Source organism: Pseudohongiella sp. (assembly GCF_011050365.1).
Lineage (GTDB): Bacteria > Pseudomonadota > Gammaproteobacteria > Pseudomonadales > Pseudohongiellaceae > Pseudohongiella.
The window spans coordinates 298,342-325,157 of record NZ_DRFV01000001.1 but is presented as its reverse complement, the minus strand read 5'-3'; the positions used below and the strand labels follow the sequence as shown (position 1 = coordinate 325,157).

Annotated in this window: 26 protein-coding genes; 16 read left to right on the top strand and 10 right to left on the bottom strand. The window is 57.0% G+C overall.

Features of this window, described 5'->3' with window-relative positions:
* Together ENH71_RS01485 and ENH71_RS01480 are read left to right on the top strand one after the other, a co-directional pair.
* On the top strand, positions 1-724 hold a 724-nt coding region (locus tag ENH71_RS01485; RefSeq protein WP_317622738.1), incomplete at its 5' end, for a hypothetical protein.
* A 133-nt stretch (positions 725-857) separates the two neighbouring features.
* Positions 858-2,609, top strand: a complete 1,752-nt coding sequence (locus ENH71_RS01480; RefSeq protein ID WP_294137365.1) for a pyrroloquinoline quinone-dependent dehydrogenase — start codon at positions 858-860, stop codon at positions 2,607-2,609.
* A gap of 12 nt (positions 2,610-2,621) precedes the next feature.
* Here the strand turns inward: ENH71_RS01480 and ENH71_RS01475 are convergent, their stop codons facing one another.
* From ENH71_RS01475 to ENH71_RS01465, 3 genes are all read right to left on the bottom strand, one after another.
* Entirely contained in the window at positions 2,622-3,188 is a 567-nt protein-coding gene (locus tag ENH71_RS01475) for a superoxide dismutase family protein (RefSeq protein WP_294133847.1), read from the bottom strand.
* 167 nt (positions 3,189-3,355) lie between these two features.
* Complete coding sequence (locus ENH71_RS01470) at positions 3,356-4,381, bottom strand: M14 family metallopeptidase (RefSeq protein ID WP_294133845.1); 1,026 nt, start codon at positions 4,379-4,381, stop codon at positions 3,356-3,358.
* On the bottom strand, positions 4,378-5,859 hold the full coding sequence (locus tag ENH71_RS01465) for a glutamate-cysteine ligase family protein (RefSeq protein ID WP_294133844.1): 1,482 nt from the start codon (positions 5,857-5,859) through the stop codon (positions 4,378-4,380). Before ENH71_RS01465 ends, ENH71_RS01470 begins: the two co-directional genes overlap by 4 nt.
* A 167-nt stretch (positions 5,860-6,026) precedes the next feature.
* Here ENH71_RS01465 and ENH71_RS01460 point away from each other — a divergent pair, with 167 nt between their 5' ends.
* From ENH71_RS01460 to ENH71_RS01430, 8 genes are all read left to right on the top strand, one after another.
* Positions 6,027-6,563: a DUF924 family protein gene (locus tag ENH71_RS01460; RefSeq protein ID WP_294133842.1), complete on the top strand. Its 537-nt coding sequence runs from the start codon at positions 6,027-6,029 to the stop codon at positions 6,561-6,563.
* A gap of 212 nt (positions 6,564-6,775) precedes the next feature.
* Entirely contained in the window at positions 6,776-6,943 is a 168-nt protein-coding gene (gene hemP / locus ENH71_RS01455) for a hemin uptake protein HemP (RefSeq protein ID WP_294133840.1), read from the top strand.
* A 151-nt stretch (positions 6,944-7,094) separates the two neighbouring features.
* Positions 7,095-9,347: a TonB-dependent hemoglobin/transferrin/lactoferrin family receptor gene (locus tag ENH71_RS01450; protein WP_294133838.1), complete on the top strand. Its 2,253-nt coding sequence runs from the start codon at positions 7,095-7,097 to the stop codon at positions 9,345-9,347.
* 50 nt (positions 9,348-9,397) lie between these two features.
* Positions 9,398-10,321 carry a sirohydrochlorin chelatase family protein gene (locus tag ENH71_RS01445; RefSeq protein ID WP_294133836.1) on the top strand — a complete coding sequence of 308 codons (924 nt, stop codon included), beginning with the start codon at positions 9,398-9,400 and terminating at the stop codon, positions 10,319-10,321.
* Between the two features lie 82 nt (positions 10,322-10,403).
* Complete coding sequence (locus tag ENH71_RS01440) at positions 10,404-11,555, top strand: GGDEF domain-containing protein (RefSeq protein ID WP_294133834.1); 1,152 nt, start codon at positions 10,404-10,406, stop codon at positions 11,553-11,555.
* A 101-nt stretch (positions 11,556-11,656) separates the two neighbouring features.
* Positions 11,657-12,739: a calcium/sodium antiporter gene (locus tag ENH71_RS01435; RefSeq protein ID WP_294133831.1), complete on the top strand. Its 1,083-nt coding sequence runs from the start codon at positions 11,657-11,659 to the stop codon at positions 12,737-12,739.
* Between the two features lie 42 nt (positions 12,740-12,781).
* A complete protein-coding gene (locus ENH71_RS16140) occupies positions 12,782-13,090 on the top strand; it encodes a CstA-like transporter-associated (seleno)protein (RefSeq protein ID WP_414704702.1) in 309 nt (102 codons plus the stop codon).
* Positions 13,020-13,742 carry an aspartate/glutamate racemase family protein gene (locus ENH71_RS01430; RefSeq protein WP_294133828.1) on the top strand — a complete coding sequence of 241 codons (723 nt, stop codon included), beginning with the start codon at positions 13,020-13,022 and terminating at the stop codon, positions 13,740-13,742. The genes ENH71_RS16140 and ENH71_RS01430 overlap by 71 nt, the downstream gene beginning before the upstream one ends.
* Here the strand turns inward: ENH71_RS01430 and ENH71_RS01425 are convergent.
* Positions 13,739-14,167, bottom strand: coding sequence for a YqaA family protein (locus ENH71_RS01425; RefSeq protein WP_294133826.1), 429 nt, complete (start codon positions 14,165-14,167; stop codon positions 13,739-13,741). The genes ENH71_RS01430 and ENH71_RS01425 overlap by 4 nt on opposite strands.
* Before the next feature lie 89 nt (positions 14,168-14,256).
* Here ENH71_RS01425 and ENH71_RS01420 point away from each other — a divergent pair, with 89 nt between their 5' ends.
* Positions 14,257-14,487 (top strand): DUF2835 domain-containing protein, encoded by a 231-nt coding sequence (locus ENH71_RS01420; RefSeq protein ID WP_294133821.1) that lies wholly within the window; start codon positions 14,257-14,259, stop codon positions 14,485-14,487.
* A 36-nt stretch (positions 14,488-14,523) separates the two neighbouring features.
* Here ENH71_RS01420 and ENH71_RS01415 read toward each other — a convergent pair whose 3' ends face one another.
* Together ENH71_RS01415 and ENH71_RS01410 are read right to left on the bottom strand one after the other, a co-directional pair.
* Entirely contained in the window at positions 14,524-15,291 is a 768-nt protein-coding gene (locus ENH71_RS01415; protein ID WP_294133819.1) for a class II aldolase/adducin family protein, read from the bottom strand.
* A gap of 95 nt (positions 15,292-15,386) precedes the next feature.
* Positions 15,387-15,893 (bottom strand): Lrp/AsnC ligand binding domain-containing protein, encoded by a 507-nt coding sequence (locus tag ENH71_RS01410; protein WP_294133813.1) that lies wholly within the window; start codon positions 15,891-15,893, stop codon positions 15,387-15,389.
* A gap of 141 nt (positions 15,894-16,034) precedes the next feature.
* Here ENH71_RS01410 and ENH71_RS01405 point away from each other — a divergent pair, with 141 nt between their 5' ends.
* Positions 16,035-17,408, top strand: coding sequence for a D-amino acid dehydrogenase (locus ENH71_RS01405; protein WP_294133809.1), 1,374 nt, complete (start codon positions 16,035-16,037; stop codon positions 17,406-17,408).
* A 96-nt stretch (positions 17,409-17,504) separates the two neighbouring features.
* The gene (locus tag ENH71_RS01400) at positions 17,505-17,966 is read left to right on the top strand and encodes an SRPBCC family protein (RefSeq protein ID WP_294133806.1); all 462 of its coding nucleotides are present in this window, start codon (positions 17,505-17,507) and stop codon (positions 17,964-17,966) included.
* 34 nt (positions 17,967-18,000) lie between these two features.
* On the opposite strand, the gene ENH71_RS01395 is transcribed toward ENH71_RS01400, so the two are convergent.
* Together ENH71_RS01395 and ENH71_RS01390 are read right to left on the bottom strand one after the other, a co-directional pair.
* Complete coding sequence (locus tag ENH71_RS01395; protein WP_294133804.1) at positions 18,001-18,456, bottom strand: EVE domain-containing protein; 456 nt, start codon at positions 18,454-18,456, stop codon at positions 18,001-18,003.
* A gap of 34 nt (positions 18,457-18,490) precedes the next feature.
* Positions 18,491-19,294 carry a sulfite exporter TauE/SafE family protein gene (locus ENH71_RS01390; RefSeq protein WP_294133802.1) on the bottom strand — a complete coding sequence of 268 codons (804 nt, stop codon included), beginning with the start codon at positions 19,292-19,294 and terminating at the stop codon, positions 18,491-18,493.
* A gap of 184 nt (positions 19,295-19,478) precedes the next feature.
* Between ENH71_RS01390 and ENH71_RS01385 the strand changes: the two genes are divergently transcribed.
* Complete coding sequence (locus ENH71_RS01385) at positions 19,479-21,095, top strand: alkaline phosphatase D family protein (RefSeq protein WP_294133798.1); 1,617 nt, start codon at positions 19,479-19,481, stop codon at positions 21,093-21,095.
* 35 nt (positions 21,096-21,130) lie between these two features.
* Here the strand turns inward: ENH71_RS01385 and icmF are convergent, their stop codons facing one another.
* Positions 21,131-24,403: a fused isobutyryl-CoA mutase/GTPase IcmF gene (icmF, locus tag ENH71_RS01380; RefSeq protein ID WP_294133795.1), complete on the bottom strand. Its 3,273-nt coding sequence runs from the start codon at positions 24,401-24,403 to the stop codon at positions 21,131-21,133.
* A 159-nt stretch (positions 24,404-24,562) separates the two neighbouring features.
* Here icmF and ENH71_RS01375 point away from each other — a divergent pair, with 159 nt between their 5' ends.
* Both ENH71_RS01375 and ENH71_RS01370 read left to right on the top strand, forming a co-directional pair.
* Positions 24,563-25,018 (top strand): MerR family transcriptional regulator, encoded by a 456-nt coding sequence (locus ENH71_RS01375; RefSeq protein ID WP_294133793.1) that lies wholly within the window; start codon positions 24,563-24,565, stop codon positions 25,016-25,018.
* 24 nt (positions 25,019-25,042) lie between these two features.
* Positions 25,043-26,236, top strand: a complete 1,194-nt coding sequence (locus ENH71_RS01370; protein ID WP_294133786.1) for a thiolase family protein — start codon at positions 25,043-25,045, stop codon at positions 26,234-26,236.
* Positions 26,237-26,295: 59 nt separating this feature from the next.
* Here ENH71_RS01370 and ENH71_RS01365 read toward each other — a convergent pair whose 3' ends face one another.
* Positions 26,296-26,751 (bottom strand): outer membrane lipoprotein, encoded by a 456-nt coding sequence (locus ENH71_RS01365; protein WP_294133783.1) that lies wholly within the window; start codon positions 26,749-26,751, stop codon positions 26,296-26,298.
* Positions 26,752-26,816: the final 65 nt, after the last annotated feature.

The window sequence follows — 26,816 nt, the reverse complement described above, 5'->3', positions numbered from 1 at the left end:
TTTCTGGATAGAGACCAACCCCCTTGACTATAACCTGCGCACATCGCTGATTGTGGAGCCCGCCAATGGCCGCTTGCCGCCACTGGTCGACGGCGCCCCGGTCGCCACCGGCGGGCTGGGCCCGGACTCGCCCGGAGAGCGTCCGGTAAGATTCGCGGTGGGCGGTGTCGGCAAGGACGGCCCCGAAGATCGTGGTCTGTCTGAGCGCTGCCTGCTCGGTTTCAATTCGGTGCCGCCATTTGAACCCAGTCTGTACAACAATAATGTGCAACTGTTCCAGACCGAAGATCATGTGGTGATTTTCAATGAGATGATCCATGAATCAAGAATTGTACCCATGGACAATCGCCCCTACATTCCGGAACAGGTAACACAGTGGACCGGTGACTCCCGGGGACGCTGGGACGGCGATACGCTGGTGGTGGAAACCCGCAATTTTAATGACAAAACCCAAAGCTTTTCCGGCGTCGGCGTCAGTGCCAACAAACTGTTGGTGGAACGTTTTACCCGCATCGGCGCAGACCGCGTTGACTACCAGTTCACCGTTCAGGACGACAGGGCGTTTACCGAGCCGGTGACGGTACTTATCCCCATGTTCCGTGCTGACGGCGACCTGTTTGAATATGCCTGTCACGAAGGCAATTATGGACTGGTCAACGTATTGCGCGGCGCACGGGTTGAAGAAGGCACCTGGGACCATGAAAACAACCGGGCGGTCAGGTGACACCGGTCATCGCAAAAATGCCTGCCGGCACTACAACTGCCACTGAATTTCCGTTATAACCGGAGCGGCACACAACACAGTCAACAACAATACTAAAAGCGGCGTGCCACCTGCGCCGGACAGGACTGAACATATGATGAGTTTAAAACGGGCTGCCGGCATCGGCATACTCGCGGGACTGACACTGGCAGGTGCCCCCGCGATCGCACAACATCAGGGAGAGGCCTTATTGCAGGCGCTGACACCGGTGACGGACGCCATGCTGCGTGATCCGCCGGCGGAAGACTGGCTGATGTGGCGACGAACCTGGGACGCGTACGGCTTCAGCCCACTGGATCAGATCAACAGGGACAATGTCGCGGATCTCAACGAAGCCTGGCGGGTGCCGCTGGGCCCCGGATCAAGCACCCCGACACCCCTGGTGCACGACGGCATCATGTTTCTGCTCAACGCCAATGACACTCTGATGGCGATGGATGCCAGCAGTGGCGAATTGCTCTGGTCCCACCAACACAAACTCGCAGAAGGCGCCGGGCCCAGTTCAAAGTTCGGCATTGCACTGCATGGCAACAAAGTCATCATGCCCACCAACGACATGCGCATTATTGCGCTGGACAGCAAAACCGGTACCGTCATCTGGAACCATGCCGTCGCTGATGTGCGTACCGGTCGTCGGGGACATACCTTGCGAGCGACGCCGCTGATTGCTAACGGCATGGTAATCCAGGGCGTCAACGCCACCATGGTGCCCGAAGGCGGCTTTATCATCGGGCTGGATGTGGAGACTGGCGAGGAGGCCTGGCGATTTTATACCATACCGCGGCCGGGCGAACCCGGCGACATGACCTGGAACGGACTGGAACTGGCACAACGCAGCGGCGGCTCCGTGTGGATGCCACCCAGCTACGACGCTGAACTCGATCTGGTGTATTTCGGCACCGCGCCCACCTACGACACCGCGCCATTGTTAAATCCGATCTCCGAACAGGGCATCACCAATGACGCCCTGTACACCAACTCAACCCTGGCCTTGCGACCCCGGACCGGTGAACTCGCCTGGCACTATCAACACGTCGCCAACGATCAGTGGGACCTGGACTGGACCTACGAGCGCCAGCCGGTCTATTTGCCGGTTAATGGCGAGATGCGCAAAGTGGTGATCACCGCCGGCAAGATGGCGCTGTATGATGTGCTCGATGCCGCCAGTGGAAAGTACCTGTACTCCATGGACCTGGGCCTGCAGAACGTGGTCAAGTCCATTGACCCGGCCACCGGCGCCAAAACCATGAATGCCAATGCCACCCCCAGCGCAGAAATATCACAACTGGTGTGCCCTTTTGCTGCCGGCGGCCGCAACTGGCAGGTCAGCTCGATCAATCCACAAAGCAAGATTCTGTTCCTGCCCATCACCCAGATGTGCATGAACGGCGGACCCACTGGCCAGGGTGGCATTATGTCCACGGGGGCCGCGCTGGATCCAACACCGGTGCCGGGAAGTGAGGGCGAATTCGGTCGGCTGCAGGCCGTTGACCTGGAAACCCGCGAGCTGTTGTGGGATTTCCGGGAAATGGCGCCACCAACCACAGCAATTGTGGCTACCGCCGGGGGCGTTATTTTTGGCGGCAGCCTGGATCACCGGTTCAAGGCGCTGGATGAGAGTACCGGCGAGGTTCTTTGGCAAACCACTACCGGTGACATTCCCGCTTCATTCCCCATCACTTATATGGCCAATGGCAAGCAATATGTGGCGCTGGTCATTGGTCAGCCCACGATTCACGCGGGCACCTTCATGGGCGCCGTCACGGCCATGACCGGCGGCGCCGAAGGTCCAATGGGGCAACTGCAGAACAGTGGTGCTGCGCTGGTGGTTTACGCCCTTGAGTGACAGCTCTGTCCGCTAGCTGCCCACCCCGATGACGCCGCAGGCAACACGGGGGCCGGCAGCGCCGGAGGGCTGACTTTCCAGATCATCGGCACCGGCGTGGATGACAACAGCACGCCCCAGGATGGAGTCAGGCCCCGAAAATGACAGCTCTGAATCAACCATGTTGCTCTGCGCCACGCCAGCATCGTTTGCAATCAGGTTGCCCAGGTCACCGTCATGGCGCTGCTCGGACTCCGGTGCTCCATGTGGCATGCCGGCCGGGTTAAAATGGCCTCCCGCCGAACTGGCATCGGCCGCCTGACAATCACCAAACTCGTGAATGTGGAAACCGTGGGAACTCATCGGCGCCAGGCCCCGGATTTGCGCGGCAACCCTGACGCCTTCATCTGTATTGGAAAACAGCACAAAGCCATCAACGTCATTGCCGTCAGTCGGATGCAACACAGCAACAAATTCGGAGAACGCTGCTGCCTGTGATTCTACGGCGGCCTCGGTCTGCACAACTTCGGTGTCCTGGCTGCAGGCAGCTACGGCAGACGCCAGGGCAATGGGATACAAAATTGCTTTCAGATTACTCATAGGCACTAAAAACTCCAGATTATGATTGGTTTGTCGCACAAAAATGCCGTTACTGGCATGTGCGCTTGGACAGAGTCAGTATAGAGGTCTGTGCCACCAATGCCAAATCAGCGCAGCGGCACGTTGCAGCTTGCAATCTGCAACGTGCCAAAATCGGGCGACAATAGTCAGGCCGGCACAAAGTACAGTAAACAGTCCGTCCGCGCGATCTCCGGATTATTGGTGACCATAAAAAATTTCATGCGCACGCGGGCAAGCAGGCAGCCATCATCGACATGGAAGAAGTGTTGCAGACGATTCTCGCCTGCACTGGTCCTGGCCTGCAGCACGTCGGTCAGTTCGCCCGTGATATAGCCCAATCGTGTATCGGGCTCAACGTGATTAAAGTTCAATTGTTCCAGGTCCGGCAATAATGTGACACCACGCACCAGCAGCGCCTCATTACCAAAGTCTACCGACGCACCCGGCAACAATTCCAGACGCAGCGGATGATGAAAATAGTCCATGATCACATCATTATTCGGCGCCAGGTCCAGCACCTGCGCAAGACTGACATATTGTGTCAGTCCGATCAGCGCCGTGCGATCGGACTCGTCACTGCGGGCCCCGCCACACTCAATTGTCACCACAGGACAGAAGCGACCGCTCAGATCCATCACTGAGCCAAGCACCAGGTCGGTCATCACCATCCGATGCGTAAACAGACTGATCAGCGCTTCGTGCTCCGGCTCAATGGAAGTGACCACACCAAACGATGGCCCCAGCCCGGACGTATTGTGGATATCGATCAGTGCTTCCGGCGCCAGCGTCTGCCAGCAATCCAGCAACACTTTGGCCAGTCGGCTCTGCGGATCACTGTCAAAAGGCGCTTTGAAGCTGCGATTCAGGTCGCGATCCCCTGGCAGCATACGGTACGAGAACATGGGCTGCTCGCGCGCGGCGTCGACATTGACAATAAAAATATGGATATCAACCGCCGGTTCCAGGCCCTGGCGTAATAACGCATGTACTGCGGTGAGCCCGGACGGTTCGTTGCCATGCAGCAAGGTTACCACGACGCGGCACCGGCTCGCGTCACGCCCCGACAACTGGATGTGCGTCGGCCCCGGCAGCGCTTCGAGAAAATCCGGCAACAACGGTGCAATGTCAGCCGGCAGCGGGTCTCGCCACACATGGAGCTGGGTAGCGCTCATGTCAGACTCCATTGCGCAACCGGGAGGTTTTGCATGCTATTGCGCTGATATTCCCGCTGCATGGCCAACAGTGCCTCATCCAGAGTCATGGATTGCTGTAACAATGCCAGTTTGTCGAGTTGCCATTGCGCGCCGGTCTGACGGTTTTCCAGGCGCTCTTCTATAATTTCCAGCAACGGCGCGAAATCCGATTCTACGAAACCCATCTCTGACAACTGTCCTGGCAACATTGGCAACAACCGGGCCAGAATACTGGCAGCCGAATGATACTCCGGTTCGCTTTGACTGGTGGATGGCCAGATCAGTTTGGCAGCAAGACCTTTTTCGGCAGCACGATAAAAATTGCGCACACAGTAATCAAATGGAATTGATGGAATCAGCTCCTTCATTGACGATTGCAGCAAACGCGCCAGCCCGATCATCAACGCGGCATTTGCCATCATGTCCCTGATACTGGGACCGGCGGGCAAGGTGCGCATTTCAATGCGCAGGTGGCCACCATCTGCCGGATCATAGACCGGACGATTCCACAGCCACACAGTGCCCATCTGCAATCGCAGTTCACTAAGCTGCGGCGCCTCGCCCGCACTCATCACCACAAACGGATCCTCGTCGCCACACACCGGTAATATGGGCCGATACAGGCGCACGGCCTCGGCGAACAGTTCATGAGCACCATGGCGAACCCAGGCATTGCCATAATTGACGCGCGCCGGCCTGGGGTGTAGCGGGTCAGGTCTGCGACAATCAATGGATTGCTTGAACAGTGGCACCCGGGTTTCGTGCCACAGACGTTTACCAAACAGCAGCGGCGAGTTGGCGGAAATTGCCATCACCAGCGGCGTTATTAACTGAACGGCATTGTACAGGTCGGCGAACTCATCAGGCCTGACTTTCAGGTGCACCTGGAACGAGGTATTGGCACCCTCCAGAGTAACATCCTCCATCTCCAGATCTATCTTGTCTTCACCGTGAATATTAATACGAAAAGGGCCACCCCGGATGCGACTGAGCTCGTCTGTCAGAGCGTGATAGCGTGGCTCGTCGGTCATCACCGACAAACCCAGATCGTTGGCCCGCAAGGTGGGTAATATGCCGATAGGGAATACACTGCCCTGCCAGCGTTCTGCACAGGCATTGATACGGGTGAGCGCCGTCAGGGCCTGCTCTTCGGTTTTCCGGAAACAGTTATCGTTGACCATTACCGGACTGAAATTGTACTCAAGGTTGAAGCGATTGAGTTCCAGCGTCAGCTGATCATCGTTCAGCGCCTGCTGTATTTCTTTGTTGATCGGCAGCGGACGCCCGTCGCCGTTAACGATATACAGCTCGAGTTCCGCGCCGAACGACATCGGCCCGTCACCGAACGTCGGCGTCTGCAACAACATTTCCAGGCTTTTCAGATTACTGCCAAGCCGGTCACGAAACCTGACAAAATCTTCCTCAGTGAATTCCACCGCCTCTGTCGCCTGTCCCATCAATGCTCCTTTACCTTGCAACCAGCCCGCGCGATCCGCCCTTTTCGCCAACGGACACCTGTGCTAAAACCCTATTGCAGAACAATGTATCATAAGTACTGCTGGCACTGCCGAGGCATGCCAACAACACCAATAGCCACCGAGAATACCATGACCGGGGATACGCGATGCCTGAAGACATTCTGACATTCTGGTTTGAGGAGCTGAAACCCGCTCAATGGTGGAAAAAAGACCCGGCGTTTGATGCCATGATCGCTGAGCGCTTCGGCGCGCTTCACGGCCAGGCGGTCCGCTGCGAGCTGTATACATGGCGTCGCACTGCCGGAGGCCGGCTGGCTGAAATTATCGTGCTGGATCAATTCTCGCGCAATATGTTCCGCGATACCGCGCAGGCCTTCAGTGCAGACCCGCTGGCGCTGGCACTGGCCCAGGAAGCGGTCGCCTGCGGCGCCGATGCGGGGCTGACCCCGATTCAACGAAATTTCCTGTACATGCCTTACATGCATAGCGAATCGCTGATCATTCACGATCAGGCACTGGACCTGTATACGCGTAACGGTCTGGAAGAGAATCTCAGCTTTGAGATCAAACACAGGGAAATCATCGAACGCTTTGGACGCTACCCACACCGCAACGACATTCTGGGACGACAGTCGACGACAGAAGAACTGGCCTTCCTCCGGCAGCCGGGCTCTTCATTCTGACCCCTGCTCTGTGTCTGCTGTTTTCAATCCCCTGCTGATCCTTGCCAGCACACACAACAACCGGCCCAAACAAAATATCGTAATGATAATGATTATTGTTTGCATTTTGATTTAATTACTTTATTATCACACTTTCTTGGCTGGCACCGGCGTCAACGCGTCGCTGCCATATCGACTATGTCACAACCGCATGAAGAGAAGGAGGACAGTTCATGGCCGAAAGCTGTCACAAGCCGCCCACAACCGGCATCAAGAACGCAGGAAACGTCATCAGCAGCAAGACCCTGTTCAACGGCGAGAATATTCTCACGATTGAGCATAACGGCGAGCGCTACGCCCTGCGTATCACCGCCAGCGGCAAACTGATTCTAACCAAGTAATTGATTGTAATATTTAATTTCCCCACCGTAGTAGGTGTCACGTAACGCTGCAAGCAGCTTAATTTGCAGCAATTTCGAGTCCAGCCAGCCACCCGAATGCATCAAGCATGGCAGCCAGCCCGACTCTCTTTTTTACAGGAGAGCTATGCCCATGCCCAACATAATTGCATTCAACAGCCCGACATTGAGCCCGCAAGCAGGCAAACGCCGGACACTCAGCATTCTGATTCCGGCGTTGACACTGCTGGGCGTTGCCCCATTGTCCGCACAGACCGACACCGCTGCAGTAGATGAAGTTATTGTCACAGCCACCTATTTGCAGCGCCGTCCGCAAGATATCGCCGGCACCGTGTCGGTTATCACCGACGAAGAGATTCAACAGACACTGTCAGACAATCTGGCGGACGTGATTCGCTACCAACCGGGACTGGGCATGGACTCTGCCGCCCGTGGCGGCAATGAGGGCTTCAGTATCCGCGGCATCGGTGGCAACCGGGTGCTGACCGTCATTGACGGCGTGCGCAGCAGCGACATGTATGCAGCCGGCCCATCCTCTTACGGCAAGGACAGTTTCGAAGTGGATGACCTGAAAGCGGTGGAAGTCATCCGTGGTCCCGCTTCTGTCCTGTATGGTGCCGATGCACTGGGGGGTGTGGTTTCACTCAGAACACGGGATGCCGCCGACTACCTGGCGCCGGACCAACACATTCATACTGATATCCGCGCTGCCGGCAGCAGCGAAACCAGTCAACGCAAATTAGGCGCAACCATCGCCGGGCAATCAGGACCAGTCGGCAGCGTCCTGCAACTGACACAGCGCAATTTCGCAGAACAGGACATCAACGGCCCGGGTAAACTTAATCCCCAGGACGGAGAAAGCCGTAACCTGTTCTGGAAAACCCGCTGGGATGCCAGCCCGAATCAGACGTTCAGCCTCGCCATCGATCTCAGCGACCGCGACATTGACACGCAGCTTGATAATGAACTGAGCAGCAGTGTGTCACGATCAGTGGGACAGGACAGTACCCGTCGCCACCGCATCAGCCTGCTGCATGACTGGGTACTGCACAGCGCACTGGCCGACAACATCAGCACCCGTCTGCACCGCCAGCGCACGGACGCCGATCAGCAAACTGAACAGACCCGCATCAGTTATGCCTTCGTCAATCCGCGGAACCCGGCCAGCTTTCGCGGCAGCCAGGCTGATCGTTTTACCAGTCTTGAGTTTAATCAGGACACCGTCAGCGGCATGATCATCGCCAGTAAAAACCTGTCTCTGGCCAGCGCCACACATAGCTTGGTGTATGGCCTCAGTTACGAGCACACCGACACCGAGCGCCCACGGGACCGTTTCGACACCGAGTTGAGCACCGGTGCCATCAGCCGCGCCATTGCCAGCTATCCAATGGCACCGCCGGAAGTCTTTCCCAACAAGACCTTTCCGGACACACGCACCGTGCGCAACGGCATCTTTATTCAGGATGAAATCTCTCTCATGGACGAGAACCTTATTGTTGTACCCGGCCTGCGCTATGACCGCTACCAGATGGATCCCCGCAAGGACGAACTGTTCACCGGCACCGGCGACATATCCGACTGGGGTGGATTCAGTATCAGCAAGTTTGATGAAGACAACATCTCCTACAATCTTGGCGCGATCTACCGGATCACTGACAGCCTGACTGCATTCGCCCAATACGCAGAGGGCTTCCGTCCGCCCAACTTCGATGAAGCCAATCAGGCCTTTGTCAATCTGGGTCACGGTTACGCCACGGTACCCAACCCTGATCTGGAAGCCGAAACCAGCCAGGGAATGGAGCTGGGCTTTCGTGGCACAAGCGACGCTGGACGCTTCAGCGTGGCGGTGTTCGACAATCGCTATGACGATTTCATAGAAAGCGAACTGGTCGGCATGCAGGACGGCATCATGCTGTTCCAGGACAACAATGTTGGCAAAGCTCGCATCTACGGCGCCGAGGCGACTTACGACTGGCAACTCAGCAGTCAGCTGTCCTGGCGCAATTCAGTGGCCTGGGCCCGAGGCCGCGATGAGTCCAACAACAGCGAACTCAACTCGGTGGATCCGGCAACCCTGGTCAGTGGCCTGCGTTATCAGCCCAGCGAGCGTTGGGCCATCGAGGGCATCGCCACTGTCGTGAGTGGAAAAAGCAGAGTTGCTGCAGACGACCAGGTGACCGGTGATGCCTACCAGCTACTGGACCTGATCGGCCACTACGACCTGTCGCCCAGTGCCAGTATCCGGTTTGGGCTCTTCAACCTGTTTGATACCCAATACGCACACTGGAGTCGTATTCGCGGGCTGAGCGCAGACGACAATGATGCGATTGCCGACCGTCAGGCGCCCGGCACCAACGCCCGGTTGGCGTTCAATTTTTCATTCTGAACCGACAACTATTTTTCGCCCCGCTAACGGGCAGACAGGAGAGTAACGTAATGACTATTATTCGAGGTATATCGCTGGCCACCTGGTGCTTCCTGATGCAGGCAACCACGATTCACGCACAGAACCTGAGCCATGTCGGAGAAAGCAAATTTGGCGTTGTGGTCATGGCGCACGGTGGCCCACAGGCATGGAACGAAGGCGTCTCCGAGATGCTGAGGCCACTCAGCCATCAATATGACATGGAAATCGCATTCGGCATGGCGGATGCGTACTCGCTGCAGGAAGCGATCAGCAAGCTTGAGTCACGCGGCGTTACCGATATCGGCGTAGTCCGGCTGTTTATCAGCGGCGAAAGTTGGCTGCAGCGTACCGGTCAGATTCTGGGCCTGCAGGAAGGCGCACCCGAACGACCGGCACCCGAACCGGAGATGCACGGTGAACATGGCGACCATGCGCAACACGCTGGTCAGCATATGGGCCATCGCATGGAGTTCTGGCGCGTTGACAGCGATGCTCGCTTCCGCATCAGCCAGGAAGGCCTGTCGCAGGCACCAGAGATGGACGCCGTGCTGGTTGAGCGGGTCATGGCGCTGAGCAACAACCCGCAAAATGAAGATGTCCTGGTATTGGCTCACGGCCCCGGCGATGACGCCGAGAACGAGCGCTGGCTGCGTTATATCAATGACCGTACCAAGGCTTTGCGGGAAAGCCATGAGTTCAACAACATCAAGGTCGCCACTCTGCGCGAGGACTGGCCGGAAAAACGCGAAGCTGCGCAGAAGATTGTTCGCGATTACGTTCGTGCCGCTAACGATGCCGGCAGAACCGCGTTGATTGTGCCCTATAGGGTCTATGGCTTTGGCCCCTACGCTGACGTGCTGGACGGCCTTGACTATGTGGCCGATGAAACCGGGCTGGTGCCACATCCTGCAGTCGCGGACTGGGCAGAGAGGCAAATCCTTACACTGCAGTGACGCCGCTGGACGGCACTGGCGATAGCGGCTATTCTCGGCAAAGATCAAGACAACAAGATCGATACGGAGCGCCGCAAGCGACATGATTCAGCTTGATATCGCAACACTTACCCTGACGTTTGTCAGTCTGGCTCTGACCACGGTCATAGTGTTGTTCCTGATCTGGCGCATCAATCGCAACATGCCGGGAGTTGTGTTCTGGCTAATTGGTGGCTTGTTATTGTTAACATCCACCTTGTCATTGTTTCTTGGCGTTGAACTCGACTTTCCTGAGGGTTTATCGCCTTTCATCAGCAACTCTCTCAGCCTGCCGGGCAATATGTTGCTGATGGAAGGCACCTTGCGATTTCGCGGCTTTGCCAGTCGTCGTCGCTGGGTTTTTCTGCTCGCGCTGATCCCGGTGTTCCTGTTGGCGTCGTGGATCAATCGCTATGACGCAGCGGCACGCTACATCTTCCACGATTCCTTTGCCATGACCTTCCAGCTCATCACCGCGGCGGCATTTGTCTGGCGCACGCGCGATCGTGATGAGCTGTACGCCAATATTCTGGCCGCCGTTGGCTCGGCACTGATGGCTGGCAGTGTCAGTGTCCGATTGCTGATGGCGCTGGGCAACAGTGATCAGGTTTCAGGTGGTACAGGGTCGACAGTGACACAATGGTATCTGTTCACCGGCACCAATTTTTATGTGATGTGGATGTTTGGTATCAGTGTCGCATGTTATTTCCGCTCCCGGCAGCAGGTGATGCAACTGGCGCGGGAGGACTCATTGACCGGCCTGCCCAATCGCCGCTGTATCGATGAACGACTGTTGCAGACGCTGGCCGAATGCAAACGCAGCAAGGAGGCTTTTGCCGTCCTCATGGCAGACATTAATGACTTCAAGCTGGTCAATGACCGTTTCGGACACAGCGCCGGCGACAGGCTGCTGCATGGCATTGCTGAGCGCCTGCGCGATGCTGTGCGCGAAGCTGACTTCGCCGGTCGCCTGGGCGGTGACGAGTTCCTCGTCATTGCCCGGCATGTTGACTCCACGGAAGCGCTTGAACAGGTCGTCAGCAGGCTGCGCACAAGCCTGGAAGGGCCACTGGATATTCCCGGCGGCAGCTTCAATGTCAGGGTCAGTATCGGGGCCGTCATCAGTCCCGGCGGCGGTGACACTGCCGACCGGTTATTGGGGGCCGCCGACGCAGAAATGTATCGCGACAAGGCGCGCATCAGAGCGATGAAATAAACCCCAAGCCACTGGATTTCTTTCATCGCTATCGTTATGCTGCGCCGCATTATCATCCGGGATTTTCCGGGGGAGCGCGCGGTCCTGTCTGGAGTGCCACTATGACGATTGTTTTGTTTGTTGCAGGTCTTGTATTTCTGATTTTCGGCGCCGAATTCCTGGTGCGCGGCGCCAGCCGCCTCGCCGCTGCCGTTGGTATCTCCCCGCTTGTGGTCGGACTGACCGTCGTGGCTTTTGGTACCAGCGCCCCTGAGCTTGCTGTCAGCGTAAAATCGGCGCTCTCGGACCAGGCCGGCATTGCAGTCGGCAATGTGGTGGGCAGCAATATTTTCAACGTGCTTTTCATTCTCGGCGTGTCGGCCCTCATCGTGCCACTGGTCGTTTCCAGCCAACTGATCAGACTGGACGTCCCCATTATGCTGGCCCTGTCAGTGCTGGTGCTTTTGCTCGCGCTTGACGGGGACTTCAACCGTGTTGACGGCATCAGCCTGTTCACCGGACTGCTGATATATATCGGCGCGCTTATTTACATGAGTCGCAAGGAAACAGCCGCCGTAAAAAAGGAGTTTGCTCAGGAATACGCCAGTATCCCGACAACCAAACCCAACTTCATCAAGGATGTGCTGCTGATCATCGTAGGCCTGGCGCTGCTGGTGACAGGCTCGCGCTGGTTTGTCGACAGCGCGGTAACCTTTGCGCAGTACCTGGGCGTAAGTGACGTGATCGTCGGTTTGACCATTGTTGCTGCCGGCACCTCCATGCCTGAAGTGGTGACGTCGATTATTGCTGCGCTTCGTGGTGAACGCGACATCGCCGTTGGTAACGTGGTGGGCAGCAATATCTTCAACATCATGGGCGTGCTGGGTGTCGCCAGCATCATCGCGCCAAGCGGTATCGCCATATCACCCGAATTCGTGCGTTTCGACATCCCGGTGATGATTCTGGTAGCTTTGGCCTGCGTGCCCATCTTCTTTACCGGCGGTGTTATCAGTCGGCAGGAAGGTTTTGTGTTATTGGCCTATTACGTGGCCTACACCGCTTATCTGATCATGATATCCACCAACAGCGCGGCGCTGTCCTGGTTCGGCCCGCTGGTATTGTTTGTCGCCATTCCCCTGACATTCATTACCATGCTGGTGTTGGCGGTGCGGGAAGCCCGGCGCAGAAAGAACGGCAACACTTAGCATCCCCCTGAGCATCTTGCCAGGCGATTCCCGTTCCATAAAATGCGTCACAAAATATTTCATATCGCCTGTCTCCCGCTGCTTGCGAAGCAGGCGTATGTCGAAGATATGCAGTCACATCACCCTAAAGCGCCTGTGCTAGACTACGCTGCATGGTATCGTAGCCGCGTCGACGCGCGCTATGGAGGTGGCGACGGCAAAGTCAGTCGCTGTCCCTGTCAGGCGAAGGCAACCAACATGCCCGCCGAACACAAAGCCAAGGCAACAGGAAGGGTCTATCGTGAAAACAATCGGCATGCTCGGTGGTATGAGCTGGGAATCAACACAGAGTTACTACCGGGCCATCAATGAAGGCGTCAAGGCGAAACTGGGCGGGCTGCATTCAGCCAAAATAGCACTGTACAGTGTCGATTTCGCCGACATAGAAACCCTGCAGCATCAGGGTGAGTGGGACAGGACGGCTGACATTCTCGCCGACGCCGCGCTGTCAGTGCAAAAAGCAGGTGCCGATTTTTTGCTGATCTGCACCAACACCATGCACAAGGTCGCGCCACAGATTCAGCACAAACTCGACATCCCCATTCTGCATATAGCCGATGCGACGGCCCGTGTTCTGCTGGCCGACGGCATCAGCCGGGTTGGACTGCTGGGGACAAAGTTCACCATGGAGCAGGATTTCTACAAAGCGCGGCTGCAAGCGCAGGGAATCGACGTGCTGGTGCCGGATGATAACGAGCGGGCGGTTATTCACGATGTAATCTATACTGAGCTGTGCCTCGGAGTTATCAGCGCTGCTTCCAAAGCACGTTACCTGGACATCGTTTCCCGGCTCGCTGACAGTGGCGCACAGGCGATTATTCTCGGCTGTACTGAAATCGCACTGCTGATTCAGCAACAGGACACCCAGGTTGCGTTGTACGATACCACTGCGATTCATGCCGGACAGGCCATTGCCCTGGCACTTGACGAAGCGCCGTTGCCCACGCGTCTGGAGGGCAGTTAGCCGGCAAAAAGCTGGCTCGCCAGCAGCAACACAACGGCGTAGCGGGCACCTTTGCCGAGCAACACCAGCACAAAAAACACACTGAATCGCATGCGCAGGACGCCGGCGACAAAGGTCAGCGGGTCACCGATTACCGGCAACCAGGCAAATAACAGACTCCAGTAACCGTAACGCTTGAAATGGCGCTGCGCTCGCTGCAAACTATCGCCGCTGACGGGAAACCAGCGCCGATTTTCAAAGCGCAGAATCTCGCGCCCCAGGTACCAGTTGACGCAAGACCCCAAAGTATTGCCTGCGGTTGCCGACAACCAGAGCATGGCTGGACTAAGGTCTTGCTGGAACAGCGCCAGTAACAGAACTTCGGACGACGCCGGCAGCAGTGTGGCGGCAACGAACCCGGTGATAAAAAGTAAAAGGTAGGACAAGTGACACTCTTTAAGTTTGGCTACACAGGATTGCTAATACGCTGCGCCGCCGTTGGCGACAGCGGCAGTCATTCGACCGGTTATTACCCATGCCCAGCACTCTGATTGTTGACCTGCGTATCAGCGCTGATGAGTTTCTGCGTCATTACAAAGGCTCCGCGCGCCATGTGTCCTGTCACGCCCGTGACGGGCGACGGGTCCAGTTCCCCACCGCCATACTGCAACGCTTCGTCAGCCATGACGGGATTAACGGCAGTTTCAAGCTGGAGCTTGACGACAACAACAAGCTGATTGCGGTGTCCCAGCTAGGCAAGCTCTGATCAAGCTTTAAGCACACCGCCGGGCCGTGACCCGGCCTAATTGCGAAAGCTGTCGTCTTTGGCATCCAGCGTGCGTAACAAGCCCGGCCACAATAGCGGCGCAACCTTGGGCAAGGTCTCAGACTGCTTGCGCGTGGTTTCTATCGCCTGTTGCGACGGGTAGCACAACTCTCCGCCGGCCTGGGCACGGATCTGCTTCTCGCAGGCATTTTCCAGAAAGTACATCAGCGTAAACGCTTCGGGTACAGTCTTGCCCACGGTCAAGGTACCGTGATTGCGCAGAATCATGATGTCTTTGTCACCCAGGTCCTGCACGATGCGTTCCCGCTCTTCCAGGTTCAGTGCCACACCTTCGTAATCATGGTAGGCAATGCGCGGGTGCACCAGCATGGCAGTCTGCGTGATGGGCAGCAGGCCGTCTTTTTGCGCCGACACTGCAGTGCCCGCGTGATTGTGCAAATGCATGACACTGCCGGCATCATCGCGTGCCATGTGAATTGCGCTGTGTATGGTAAAACCGGCCGGGTTCACCTTGTAGCCATTATCCGAGATAATCTCACCCTGCTGATCTACCTTCACCAGCGATGAGGCGGTAATTTCATGAAACATCATACCGTAGGGGTTGATCAGAAAATGGTGATCCCCTCCGGGAACCCGCGCGGACAGATGCGTAAAGATAAGATCGTCCCAACCAAAATGCGCCACCAGACGATAGGCTGCTGCCAGCTCGACACGTACCTGCCATTCTTCGTCGCTGATGTGTGAAGGGCGCGAATTGAACACGTCTTTGGCGTTAGCACTCATGGTTTTCTCCAGATCAATTACCAGGTTGGTCGTGATTGTTGCGTGTTGTGCACGTTGTTTCCAGCACTTTTTCGCTAATTGTGTTTACTCAAACTTCACACGATGTCCGGCGTGTCATCCGGCACCGGCAACTCCAGTGTCTCCTTGATCTCTTCCATGACAATATAACTTTTCGATTCCCGTACACCAGGCAGCTTCAGCAAAATATCGCCGAGCAATTTCCGGTAGGACGCCATCTCTGAAATTCTGGCTTTGACCAGGTAGTCAAAATCACCGGACACCAGATGACATTCCATCACATGAGGCAATTTGATCGCCGCCTTGCGGAAGTCATCAAAGATGCTGGCCGATTTTGATGTCAGGCTGATCTCGACAAACACCAGCAGATTGGCCTGCAATTTCTGCGGATTCAGGCGTGCACCGTAACTGATAATGAATTTTTCCCGCTCCAGGCGTTTAACTCTTTCCATGCAAGGCGTCGTCGACAACCCCACCCGTTCGCCCAGATCAACATAGGAAATACGCCCCTCGCGCTGGAGGATGCGCAGGATCTGGCGATCTATCCTGTCCAGTTCGCGGCTGGATGCCCTGCGTGTTTTCATGATTTATTCCCGTCATAGCCATCAATTTCAGAACTATTCACTAGCAAACATCATTGAAACAGAAAATACACGCAGCCCGGACATCTTACAATAGTCACTTCGTCCTTCCATTAACTGAATAGGCAAAGGACAGGAGACAGCATGTTTAACGCGAGACCCGAGCGCAACACCACAACTGACCACAGCATCATTCTGGGCGGCGGCGTCATTGGCATCACCAGTGCCTGGTATCTGGCCAGAGCGGGCCATCAGGTCACCGTGATTGATCGCCAGCACGGTCCGGCACAGGAAACCAGTTTTGCCAATGCGGGCATGATATCGCCCGGTTACTCGGCTCCCTGGGCAGCGCCGGGCGTGCCATTAAAGGCCATCAAATGGTTACTGTCCAAACATGCGCCGCTGGCCATCCGTCCGACGGCTGATCTGCAACAGTATCGCTGGATGCTGCAGATGCTGCGCAACTGCACATCTGCGCGTTATACCGTCAACAAGGAGCGCATGATGCGCCTGGCCGACCATAGTCGCCAGTGCCTGATTGACCTGCGCATGGAAACCGGCATCGAGTATGAACAACGCCAACGCGGCACTCTGCAGCTGTTCCGGACCCAAAAGCAGTTGGACGCGGCGGCGCAGGATATTGCTGTGTTACAACAGCTGGGTGTGCCTTTTGAACTGCTGGACAAAGCCGGCTGCGTTCGCGCCGAACCAGGCCTGGCCAGCAGCCAGGAAAAATTTGTCGGCGGCCTGCGCCTGCCGCTGGACGAGACCGGTGACTGCCAGCTGTTTACCACCGAACTGGAAGCTCGCTGCCGTGCACTGGGCGTGCAGTTCCGATACGGCTGCGACATCAGCGCACTGAACAGCGATGGTCAGCACATTACCGGCGTCAGCGTTACCAACAATGATGGTGCCAGCGAAACCCTGAGCGCAGACAACTACGTGCTGGCGCTGGGCAGTTACTCGCCTTCCCTGCTGCGCCCGCTGGGCATTGATTTGCCGGTATACCCGGTTAAGGGTTATTCAATGACCATTCCCGTCAGCAACGAGCACAACGCGCCGGTCTCAACCATCATGGACGAGACCTATAAAGTGGCCATCACCCGCTTTGACAACCGTATCCGCGTGGGCGGCACCGCTGAGCTGGCCGGGCATGACCTGCGTCTGCGTAACAAGCCCCTGGCGACACTGCGCATGGTGGTGAATGATCTGTTCCCGGGTGGCGGAGACAACAGTGATGCCCGTTACTGGGCGGGTCTGCGGCCAATGACACCGGACGGTACCCCCGTGGTCGGTGCAACAGCTCTCAGCAATCTGTTTCTGAATACGGGCCATGGCACCCTGGGTTGGACCATGTCCTGCGGCTCGGCTCAGTTGCTGGCAGATATTGTCGACAAGCGCCACCCGGCGATTGATACCGAGGGCCTGGATATCGGTCGTTACCAGCGACAGCCAGGAGGCCAGCGGGAATCGCGCACGGGTGTGCGTGCCGGCAAAGGCAAGCCAGCATACCCATAACCGACGGTGACCTGGTGTTTACCCGTCGTAATTGCACCTCGCTATTGAATTCGGGGCTCTTAATGCGTCATCCTGAGTGTAATCAGGAGGGTATGTATGGATACACAAGATTCGATAGTCAAAGTCGTAGACATCCAGGCTCCGGTGTCCCGGGTATGGCAGGCACTGACCGATTACCGGCAGTTCGGCGAGTGGTTCTGTGTGGATCTGAACGAACCATTTTCCCCGGGTTCGCGCTCCACCGGTCTGACCACTTATCCCGGCTACGAGGGGCACCCGTGGCTGGCCGAGATTGAAAGCATGGAGCCGCAAACCCTGTTTTCCTTCCGCTGGAACCACGAGGATGCTGAAAACAGCCTGCCATTGGAGCAGCAACCCACCACAAAAGTGGAATTCCGCCTGGAAGATCTGGGTGAAGCCACCCGGCTGACCATCAGTGAAACCGGCTTTAGCGCTTTGCCCGAAAGCCAACGCGCTGAAGCCATTCGCCTTAATACCCAGGGCTGGGATATCCAGGCACAGCAAATTACCGACTATGTCGTGACCAGGCGAGGCTGACTTTTCATCGCACGACACAGCTGCAACGCCTGCCTCACACTGCGCTGAGGATCAAATTCCATTCAGCGTCACTGACCGGCATCACCGACAGGCGGCTGCCTTTCTTGACCAGTGCCAGGTCTTGCAGGCCCGGCAAGGACTTCAATTCGTCCAGTGGCAGCAGGCGCGGCAGTTTGTTTACAAACACCATGTCCACAGCCTGCCAGCGTGGTTTGTCGACCGGGCTTTTGGCGTCAAGATATGGTGATTTTTCATCAAACTGGGACGGGTCGGGATACGCCGCGCGCACGACCTTCACAATGCCGGCAATGCCGATATGCCGGCAACTGGAATGATAGATAAATACCTCATCCCCAACCGCCATATCACGAAGAAAATTACGCGCCTGATAATTACGCACCCCTTCCCAGACCACGGCTTTATCGATACGCCCGGCAAAGTCATCGATGCTGCATTCATCGGGTTCGGTTTTTGCCAGCCACTTCGCCATTGCCTGTTGTCCTTTTGCCGTGCCTGTCTGTCGTCTAGTTAGTGATAACCGTGCGCAGCATTTGCAGCGCCAGCAAAATCACCAGCGCAGCAAACAGCTTTTTCAGCGTCGCCACTGGCAGTCTGTGCGCCAGTCCGGCGCCCAGTGGTGCCGTCAGGAAACTCGCCACAGCCATTGCCGCTACCGCCGGCCAGTAAACAAACCCCAGCGTATACGTCGGCAGGCTGGCCAGACCCCAGCCATTCAGCACATAACCCATCGACCCCGCCAGCGCGATGGGCAAACCCACCGCAGCTGAGGTGCCAATCGCAGTCTGCAGGCGCACATTACACCACACCAGAAACGGCACCGTCATGGTACCGCCACCTATCGCAACCAGTGCCGACACACCACCGATGCCGCCACCAACCGTTGCCAAACCCGCGGGGCCGGGCAGCTCGCGTGCCGGGTCGGGCTTGCGGTTCAGGACCATCTGCGCCGCAACGTAGGTCATGAACAGACAGAAGAAAATTGCCAGCGGCTGCGGAGATAACCAGGCGGCGACAAAGGTTGCAGCGAACGTACCCACCACAATACCGGGCGCGAGCCCACGCACAGCCGGCCACAAGACGGCACCGTGGCTATGGTGCGCCCGCATGCTGGCAATTGATGTGGGAACAATGGCCGCCATGGAGGTACCCAGTGCCAGATGCACAACGTACTCCGGGGCAAACCCCTGCGCCACGAACATTACGGTCAGCACTGGCACCATAACGGCACCGCCGCCAATGCCGAACAAACCGGCAAGAAAACCGGTCATAACACCCAACAACAGGTAACTGACTATCCAGATTATCACGGGGTCACCTCACTTGTACTTTTGACTCACGATCGGCAATAGCTGACTGCCAGACTGTGGCGGCGTCAACATCGCATACCTTGCGGCCCATGTCGAACACACGCGCGCAACTGTCACTAATCTGTCGCTTCGAGGCATTAGCATAAGGGAAAATTAATCAGCCTTCCGATCTGGGTGTCACTTTATGTCCTCTCCACGATTTCCGTTTAGTCGCCGTCGCTTTCTGACAGTCTCTGCCACCATGCTGGGAGCGCTGTCGGTTCGTGGCTTGCCCATCCACGCTGCGGCTGCTGCTCACTTTACCCACGGCGTCGCCAGTGGTGATCCGTTGCAGGATCGCGTCATTCTCTGGACCCGTGTGCTGCCTGGCAGCGGGCGTGCAGAAACGGTCAATGTGCAGTGGCAAGTGGCCAGCGACCAACGCTTTGACAATCTGATTGCCACCGGTGACTCGCAGACGGGTCCGGACAGGGATTTTACCGTCAAGGTTGATGCGACCGGGCTCGAGGCCGGGCTGTCCTACTTCTACCGTTTTATTGTCGACGGTGTCACCAGCCCGGTGGGACGCACTCGTACACTCCCCCCGGCAGGCGTGGCCCAGGCCCGCCTGGCCGTAGTCTCCTGTTCCAACTATCCGCAAGGCTACTTCAACGTATATCGCGAAGTGGCGGCCCGCGATTGCGATGCGGTTCTGCACCTGGGCGACTATATCTACGAGTATGCCGAAGGCGGCTATGCCAGCGCCGAGATGCTGGATAAAGGCCGCAATGTGCAACCCGAACACGAAATCGTATCACTGGAAGACTATCGCATGCGCTATGGCCTTTACCGATCCGATGCGGACCTGCAGGCCGTCCACCAGGCGCACGCGTTCATCTGCGTCTGGGACGATCATGAGATCACCAACAACACGTTCAAAACCGGCGCACAGAATCACAACCCGGACCGGGGTGAAGGCGCCTTCGACGACCGACGAAACGCTGCCATCCAGGCTTTCTACGAATGGCTACCCATCCGTGAGCAAAGCAGCATTGCTGACGGCATCATTTATCGCAGCTTTGATATCGGCGATCTTGCCACCCTGATCATGCTGGACACCCGCCTGGTCGCCCGGGACGAGCAACTGACCCACGAGATGAACATTGACACCTTGCGCCGCGGCTTGGCAGATCCGGTGCGCACGATGCTCGGCACAGCGCAGCAGTCATTTCTGGAGAGTGAATTGCGTCGTTCCAGCGCCGCCGGCATTCCCTGGCAAGTGATCGGTCAGCAGGTCATCATGGGACGCAAGGAGATCCCACTGGTAGCCGATGAAGCATTTGCCGGCGAAGTGCCGGACCGCTACCGTATGCTGCGTGAACGCGGGCAGATGGGGTTGCCGCTGAACCTGGACGCCTGGGATGGATACCCGGCTGATCGCGAGCGCGTACTGGATCTGTTTCGCCGGCACGCCAGCAATGCCGTGGTGTTGGCTGGCGATACCCATAGCTCCTGGGCCTTTGACTTACACGATGATGACGGCGATGCCATTGCAGTCGAATTTGGCACGCCCAGTGTCAGCTCACCGGGATTTGAAAATTTCATGCCGCTTCCCGAAGCCGAACTGGTTGCCGCCTTTATGCGCAACAGTCCGGAAATGCGCTACATGCGCGCACTGGGCAGAGGCTGGGTAGAGCTGGACATTACCCGCGAACAGGTTGCTGCGCAGTTTCTGTATGTCTCAACAGTGCTGGAGCAGGACTATCAGGTGGAAGAAACTGAAGCATTGGTCAGCTTTGCCGGCGAACACGTTATTAGATAAAACAAAGGCGCCGCGAGGTCGGCGCCTCCACTTTTTTACATCGAGCGCCGGTATTGGCCACCGGTCTCGAAGAAGGCCTGGGTGATCTGACCAAGAGAGCACACCTGCACCGCGTCCATCAGCACTTCAAATACATTTTCATTGTTTGTCGCGGCACTCTTCAATCGCTGCAGGGCCTGTTCCGATTCGCTTTTGTGACGCTGCTGAAACTCGCGCAAGCGACGAATCTGCCCCTGCTTTTCCTCATCAGTCGAACGCGCCAGCTCGACGGTGAACTCCGCCTCGTCATCCTGAGCGCCGGGGTTCAGGTAGGTGTTCACGCCCACGATCGGCAAAGAGCCGTCGTGTTTTTTGTGTTCATAATGCATGGACTCATCCTGAATCCGGCCGCGCTGGTAGCCGGTTTCCATCGCGCCCAGAACCCCGCCGCGCTCCGCAATACGCTCAAACTCCTGCATCACCGCCTCTTCCACCAGATCAGTCAGTTCATCAATGATGAAGGCGCCCTGATTGGGATTCTCGTTACGTGCCAGTCCCCACTCTTTATTGATAATTAACTGAATCGCCACCGCTCTGCGCACTGACTCCCCGGTCGGCGTGGTCACCGCTTCATCGTAGGCATTGGTATGCAGGCTGTTGCAGTTATCGTACACCGCAATCAGGGCTTGCAACGTGGTGCGAATATCATTGAATGACATTTCCTGCGCATGCAGCGAGCGACCGGACGTCTGAATATGATATTTGAGCTTCTGACTGCGGTCGTTGGCACCATATTTCTCCCGCATGGTGGTGGCCCAGATGCGGCGCGCGACCCGGCCCAGCACGGTGTATTCCGCGTCCATGCCATTAGAGAAAAAGAAAGACAGGTTGGGCGCAAAATCATCAATGTTCATGCCCCGCGCCAGCCACGCTTCCACAAAGGTAAAACCATTGGACAGGGTGAATGCCAATTGCGAAATCGGATTGGCACCTGCTTCGGCAATGTGATAACCGGAAATGGACACCGAATAGAAATTGCGCACTTTGTGATCAATGAAGTATTCCTGAATATCACCCATCAGCTTCAGACTGAACTCGGTTGAGAATATACAGGTATTCTGACCCTGATCTTCTTTCAGGATATCGGCCTGCACGGTTCCGCGCACCGAGGCCAGCGTGTTCGCTTTAACCTGTGCCGCTTCATCAGCGTCTGGTTCGCGGCCGTGTTCGCTGCGAAATTTTTCCGTTTGCTGGGCAATGGCGGCATTCAGAAACATGGCCAGTATCGTGGGCGCCGGGCCATTGATGGTCATGGACACGGACGTTGTCGGATGGCACAGATCAAAACCATCGTACAGCGCCTTCATGTCGTCCAGCGTGGCGATGGAAACGCCGGAGTTACCGACCTTGCCATAGATGTCCGGACGCTCGTCGGGATCAAAACCATACAAGGTTACTGAATCAAATGCGGTGGACAAACGCTTGGCGTCGGCATGCTCGGACAGGGATTTGAAACGTCGGTTGGTGCGAAAGGCATCACCTTCGCCGGCGAACATGCGCGTCGGGTCTTCGCCTTCGCGCTTGACCGCGAATACACCCGCTGTGTAAGGAAAGCGGCCGGGGACGTTCTCCAGCGCCAGCCAGCGCAGAATGTCACCGTGGTCGCTGTAGCGTGGCAGGGACACTTTGGCAATGCGTGTGCCCGACATTGTCGTCCAGGTCAGCGCATTGCGCTGGACCTTGCCGCGAATATCGGTGACCAGCTCATCGGCGGCATATTCACACTGCAAGGCAGGCCAGCTCTCCAACAGGGCGGCACTGGTGCCGTGCAATAACTGTTTGCGCTGCCTGATCAGACCATCCAGGTTCTCCGTGAGGATGTCAGCTGCCGCACCAGCGCCGGCCATTTTTTGTGTCGCCGCCAGTTGTTGCAGTTCACGGGCAACCACTGCCTGCTGCTCCACCCGACTCCGGTAGTCACGCACAGTATCGGCTATTTCCGCCAGATAACGTTGGCGCTGGGGCGGGATGATCACCGACTGTTGCGTAGAGGTGCGGGTTTTGGCTGGCGCCAGCCGGGACTCAAATGCCGGCAACCCGTACTGGGACAGCACCGGCACCAGTGCCTGATAAAGCGCGGTCACACCGTCGTCGTTAAAACGCGCCGCAATCGTGCCAAACACCGGCATCTGCTCCACCGTTCTGTCAAACGCAACCCGGTTACGCTGCACCTGTTTACTGACATCGCGCAAGGCATCCTCACCGCCCTTGCGATCAAACTTGTTAATCGCGATGACATCGGCATAATCCAGCATATCAATTTTTTCCAGCTGACTGGCAGCGCCGAATTCGGGCGTCATCACGTACAGCGAACTGTTCACATACGGCACGATGCCCGCATCGCCCTGACCAATACCCGGGGTTTCAACAATCACCAGATCAAACCCGGCAATTTTGACACTGCTGATGATGTCGCGCAGATAGGTCGGCACTTCTGTTTCTGAACGTCGGGTTGCAATTGAACGCATATACACCGAAGGGTGATAGATCGCATTCATACGCACCCGGTCACCGAGCAGCGCGCCGCCGGTGCGACGCCGTGTCGGGTCAATTGCCAGCACCGCGATGCGCAACGCATCGCCGCTGTCCTGACGCAGGCGCAGGATCAGTTCGTCGGTCAGCGAGGATTTGCCAGCACCTCCGGTGCCGGTAATGCCGAGCACGGGAATATTGTCTGCTGTTTCGGCAGCTTTCTGCAGCTGCGCGCTTTGCGCGGCGTCCAGCGCATCTACTTCCAGCGCACTGATTACCCGCGACAGCGCCAGCCGGTCGCCGGCCTGCATGGCTTCAATGTCCAGTGGCGGCGCGGCCTGGCGTTCAACTGTCACCCTGTGCATGATGTCATCTATCATGCCCTGCAAGCCCATTGTCTGACCATCTTCCGGCGAATAGATACGACTCACGCCATAGGCATGCAACTCCTTAATTTCACTTGGAATAATGACGCCGCCGCCGCCACCAAAAACCTGTATGTGACCCGCGCCCCGCTCACGCAGCATGTCCACCATGTATTTGAAGTATTCAATGTGTCCGCCCTGATATGAGCTGATGGCAATACCCTGCACATCCTCCTGCAACGCCGACTCGACAACTTCCTGCACGGAACGGTTGTGCGCCAGGTGAATTACCTCGGCACCGGAGGCTTGCAGCATCCGGCGCATGATATTGATGGCGGCATCATGGCCGTCAAACAGACTGGCTGCGGTGATAAAGCGGGGAAACTCCGGCGCCGGAGAGGCAGATGGGCGAATATTGACGACTGATGACACGATGCGGCTCCTGTCGGCCCGGGACGAGCCTGCTTGTAATTATGTGCTTACTGCCGGTAGCAGTGTCAGCTGCCAACCATGACGGCAGTTGTCCTGTGAACCAAGGTCATTTATTATATTGACGTTTACGTTAACGTCAATCAAGGAATTTACTTCACCATGCCGGATACTACCCGGGCGCTCAGCGCCAGCTTTTTGCGCAGCAATGCTCTGGATCCACTTGATGACGGCCTGAAAACCTACACCATCTCCCAGTTGGCGAAAGAATTCGATATCACCACCCGTGCCATCCGGTTTTACGAAAGCGAGGGTTTGCTCACGCCAGAGCGCGAAGGCCGCAACCGGTTGTACAGCCAGCGCGACCATACCCGGCTCAAACTCATCCTGCGCGGCAAACGGCTGGGGTTCTCGCTGGATGAAATTGGCGAAATGTTTGATCTGTATGATTCCGCAACCGGCGAACTGGCGCAGCTGCGTCATGTGCTGGACAAAATTGGCGAGCGCAAACAGATACTCAAACAGCAACTGGAAGACATACAGTTGAGCCTGCATGAGATTAAGGAATTTGAAGCTCAGTGCAAGCATCGTCTGACCCAGATGCGCAATAATCATTAACACCCGTTATTTCAAGGATTTTCCATGAGCAAAGATTCAGTTGTCATCCTCGGCGGTGCCCGCACGCCTATTGGCGGTTTTCAGGGCCTGTTTTCATCGGTCACCGCCCCGGCACTGGGCGTCGCTGCTGCCAGTGCAGCGCTGAAGCGCGCAGGCCTCGATCCGGCAACGCACGACACCGCCGTTGATGATGTCCTGATGGGCTGCGTGCTGCCCGCCGGGCTGGGGCAGGCCCCCGCCCGCCAGGTGGCACTGGGCGCAGGCCTGGCCGTGACAACGCCGTGCACCACCGTCAACAAGATGTGTGGCTCGGGCATGAAAACGGTGATGATGGGTATGGATCAGATTCTGGCAGGCCACGCCGACACGGTGCTCGCCGGCGGTATTGAAAACATGACGCAGGCGCCTTATCTGATTCCCAAGGGCCGCAGCGGTTTGCGCCTGGGCCATGGCGAACTGAAAGACCACATGTTCCTGGACGGCCTGGAAGATGCCTACACCGGCCGCCTGATGGGCAGCTTCGCGCAGGAAACCGCCGACAAACACGGCCTGACCCGGGAAGACATGGACAACTACGCCATAGAGTCGCTGAAACGCGCGCAAACCGCCATCAACGAAGGCTCGTTCGACAATGAGTCCGTTAGCATCGATGTTAAAGTTGGTCGCACCGACACCACGGTGAGTCACGATGAACAGCCGGGTAAAGCCAACCCGGACAAGATTCCAACCCTGCGCCCGGCGTTTTCTGCTGATGGCACGATCACCGCTGCCAATTCTTCATCCATATCGGATGGTGCGGCTGCCGTGGTTTTGATGCGCGAAAGCGTTGCTCAGGAAAAAGGCCTGAAGCCCATGGCGCGCGTGCTGGCCCAGGCCAGCCACGCCCGCCATCCCAGTGAATTCACCGTGGCACCGATCGGCGCCATTGAAAAAGTATTGGCAAAAACCGGCTGGTCAGTAAACGATGTTGACCTGTTCGAGATCAACGAAGCCTTTGCCATGGTGCCCATGCTGGCGATGCGCGAGCTGGGCCTGGATCACAGCAAGGTCAACATCCATGGCGGAGCCTGTGCGCTGGGGCACCCGGTGGGCGCCTCTGGCACCCGCATTATCGTGACGTTGATGTACGCCCTGAAAAAGCTGGGCAAGACTCGCGGCATCGCCAGTCTGTGTATTGGCGGAGGTGAGGCAGTGGCGGTAGCGATAGAGATGCTGTAGGAATCTGCCGGGGCGCTACGCGGCAATCCACATGGCGGCCCGGCAACTGGCCCTAATATTTATCGAATGGTGATAACGCCGCCCTGTACACGCACGGGCACGCCCGCGCTGATACCGGTCGCATCAGGGACATTGATAACCTGTTGACCGCCCGTTTCCATATCGATGACCACTTCATAATACGTCGATGACCCGCGGTTCCGCTCAATCGTGTTGCCCAGAAATGCACCACCAACGGCGCCTGCGGCAGTTGCAATATCCTGCCCCGAGCCACCACCGACCTGATTGCCGGCCACGCCACCAACAATGGCACCGATGACCGCACCTGCGCCGCTGGAGTCACCCTGCTGTGTGATCGGATTGACGGCGCGAATCACGCCACATGAAGTGCAGACCGGCTCCGGCTGCGATGAATTATCCGCACCGTTAACAGCATTTGCCGTTTCCTGCGGCGAGCAGGCACCCAGAATGAAAAGCGCCAGCACGGCAGAGAGAGAGAGTTTGAGTATACGCATATTGTCAATTTCCATGTTTAGAATATGATGCTTTTTAAATGTTTGCAGACTGGTTGGTCCAACCA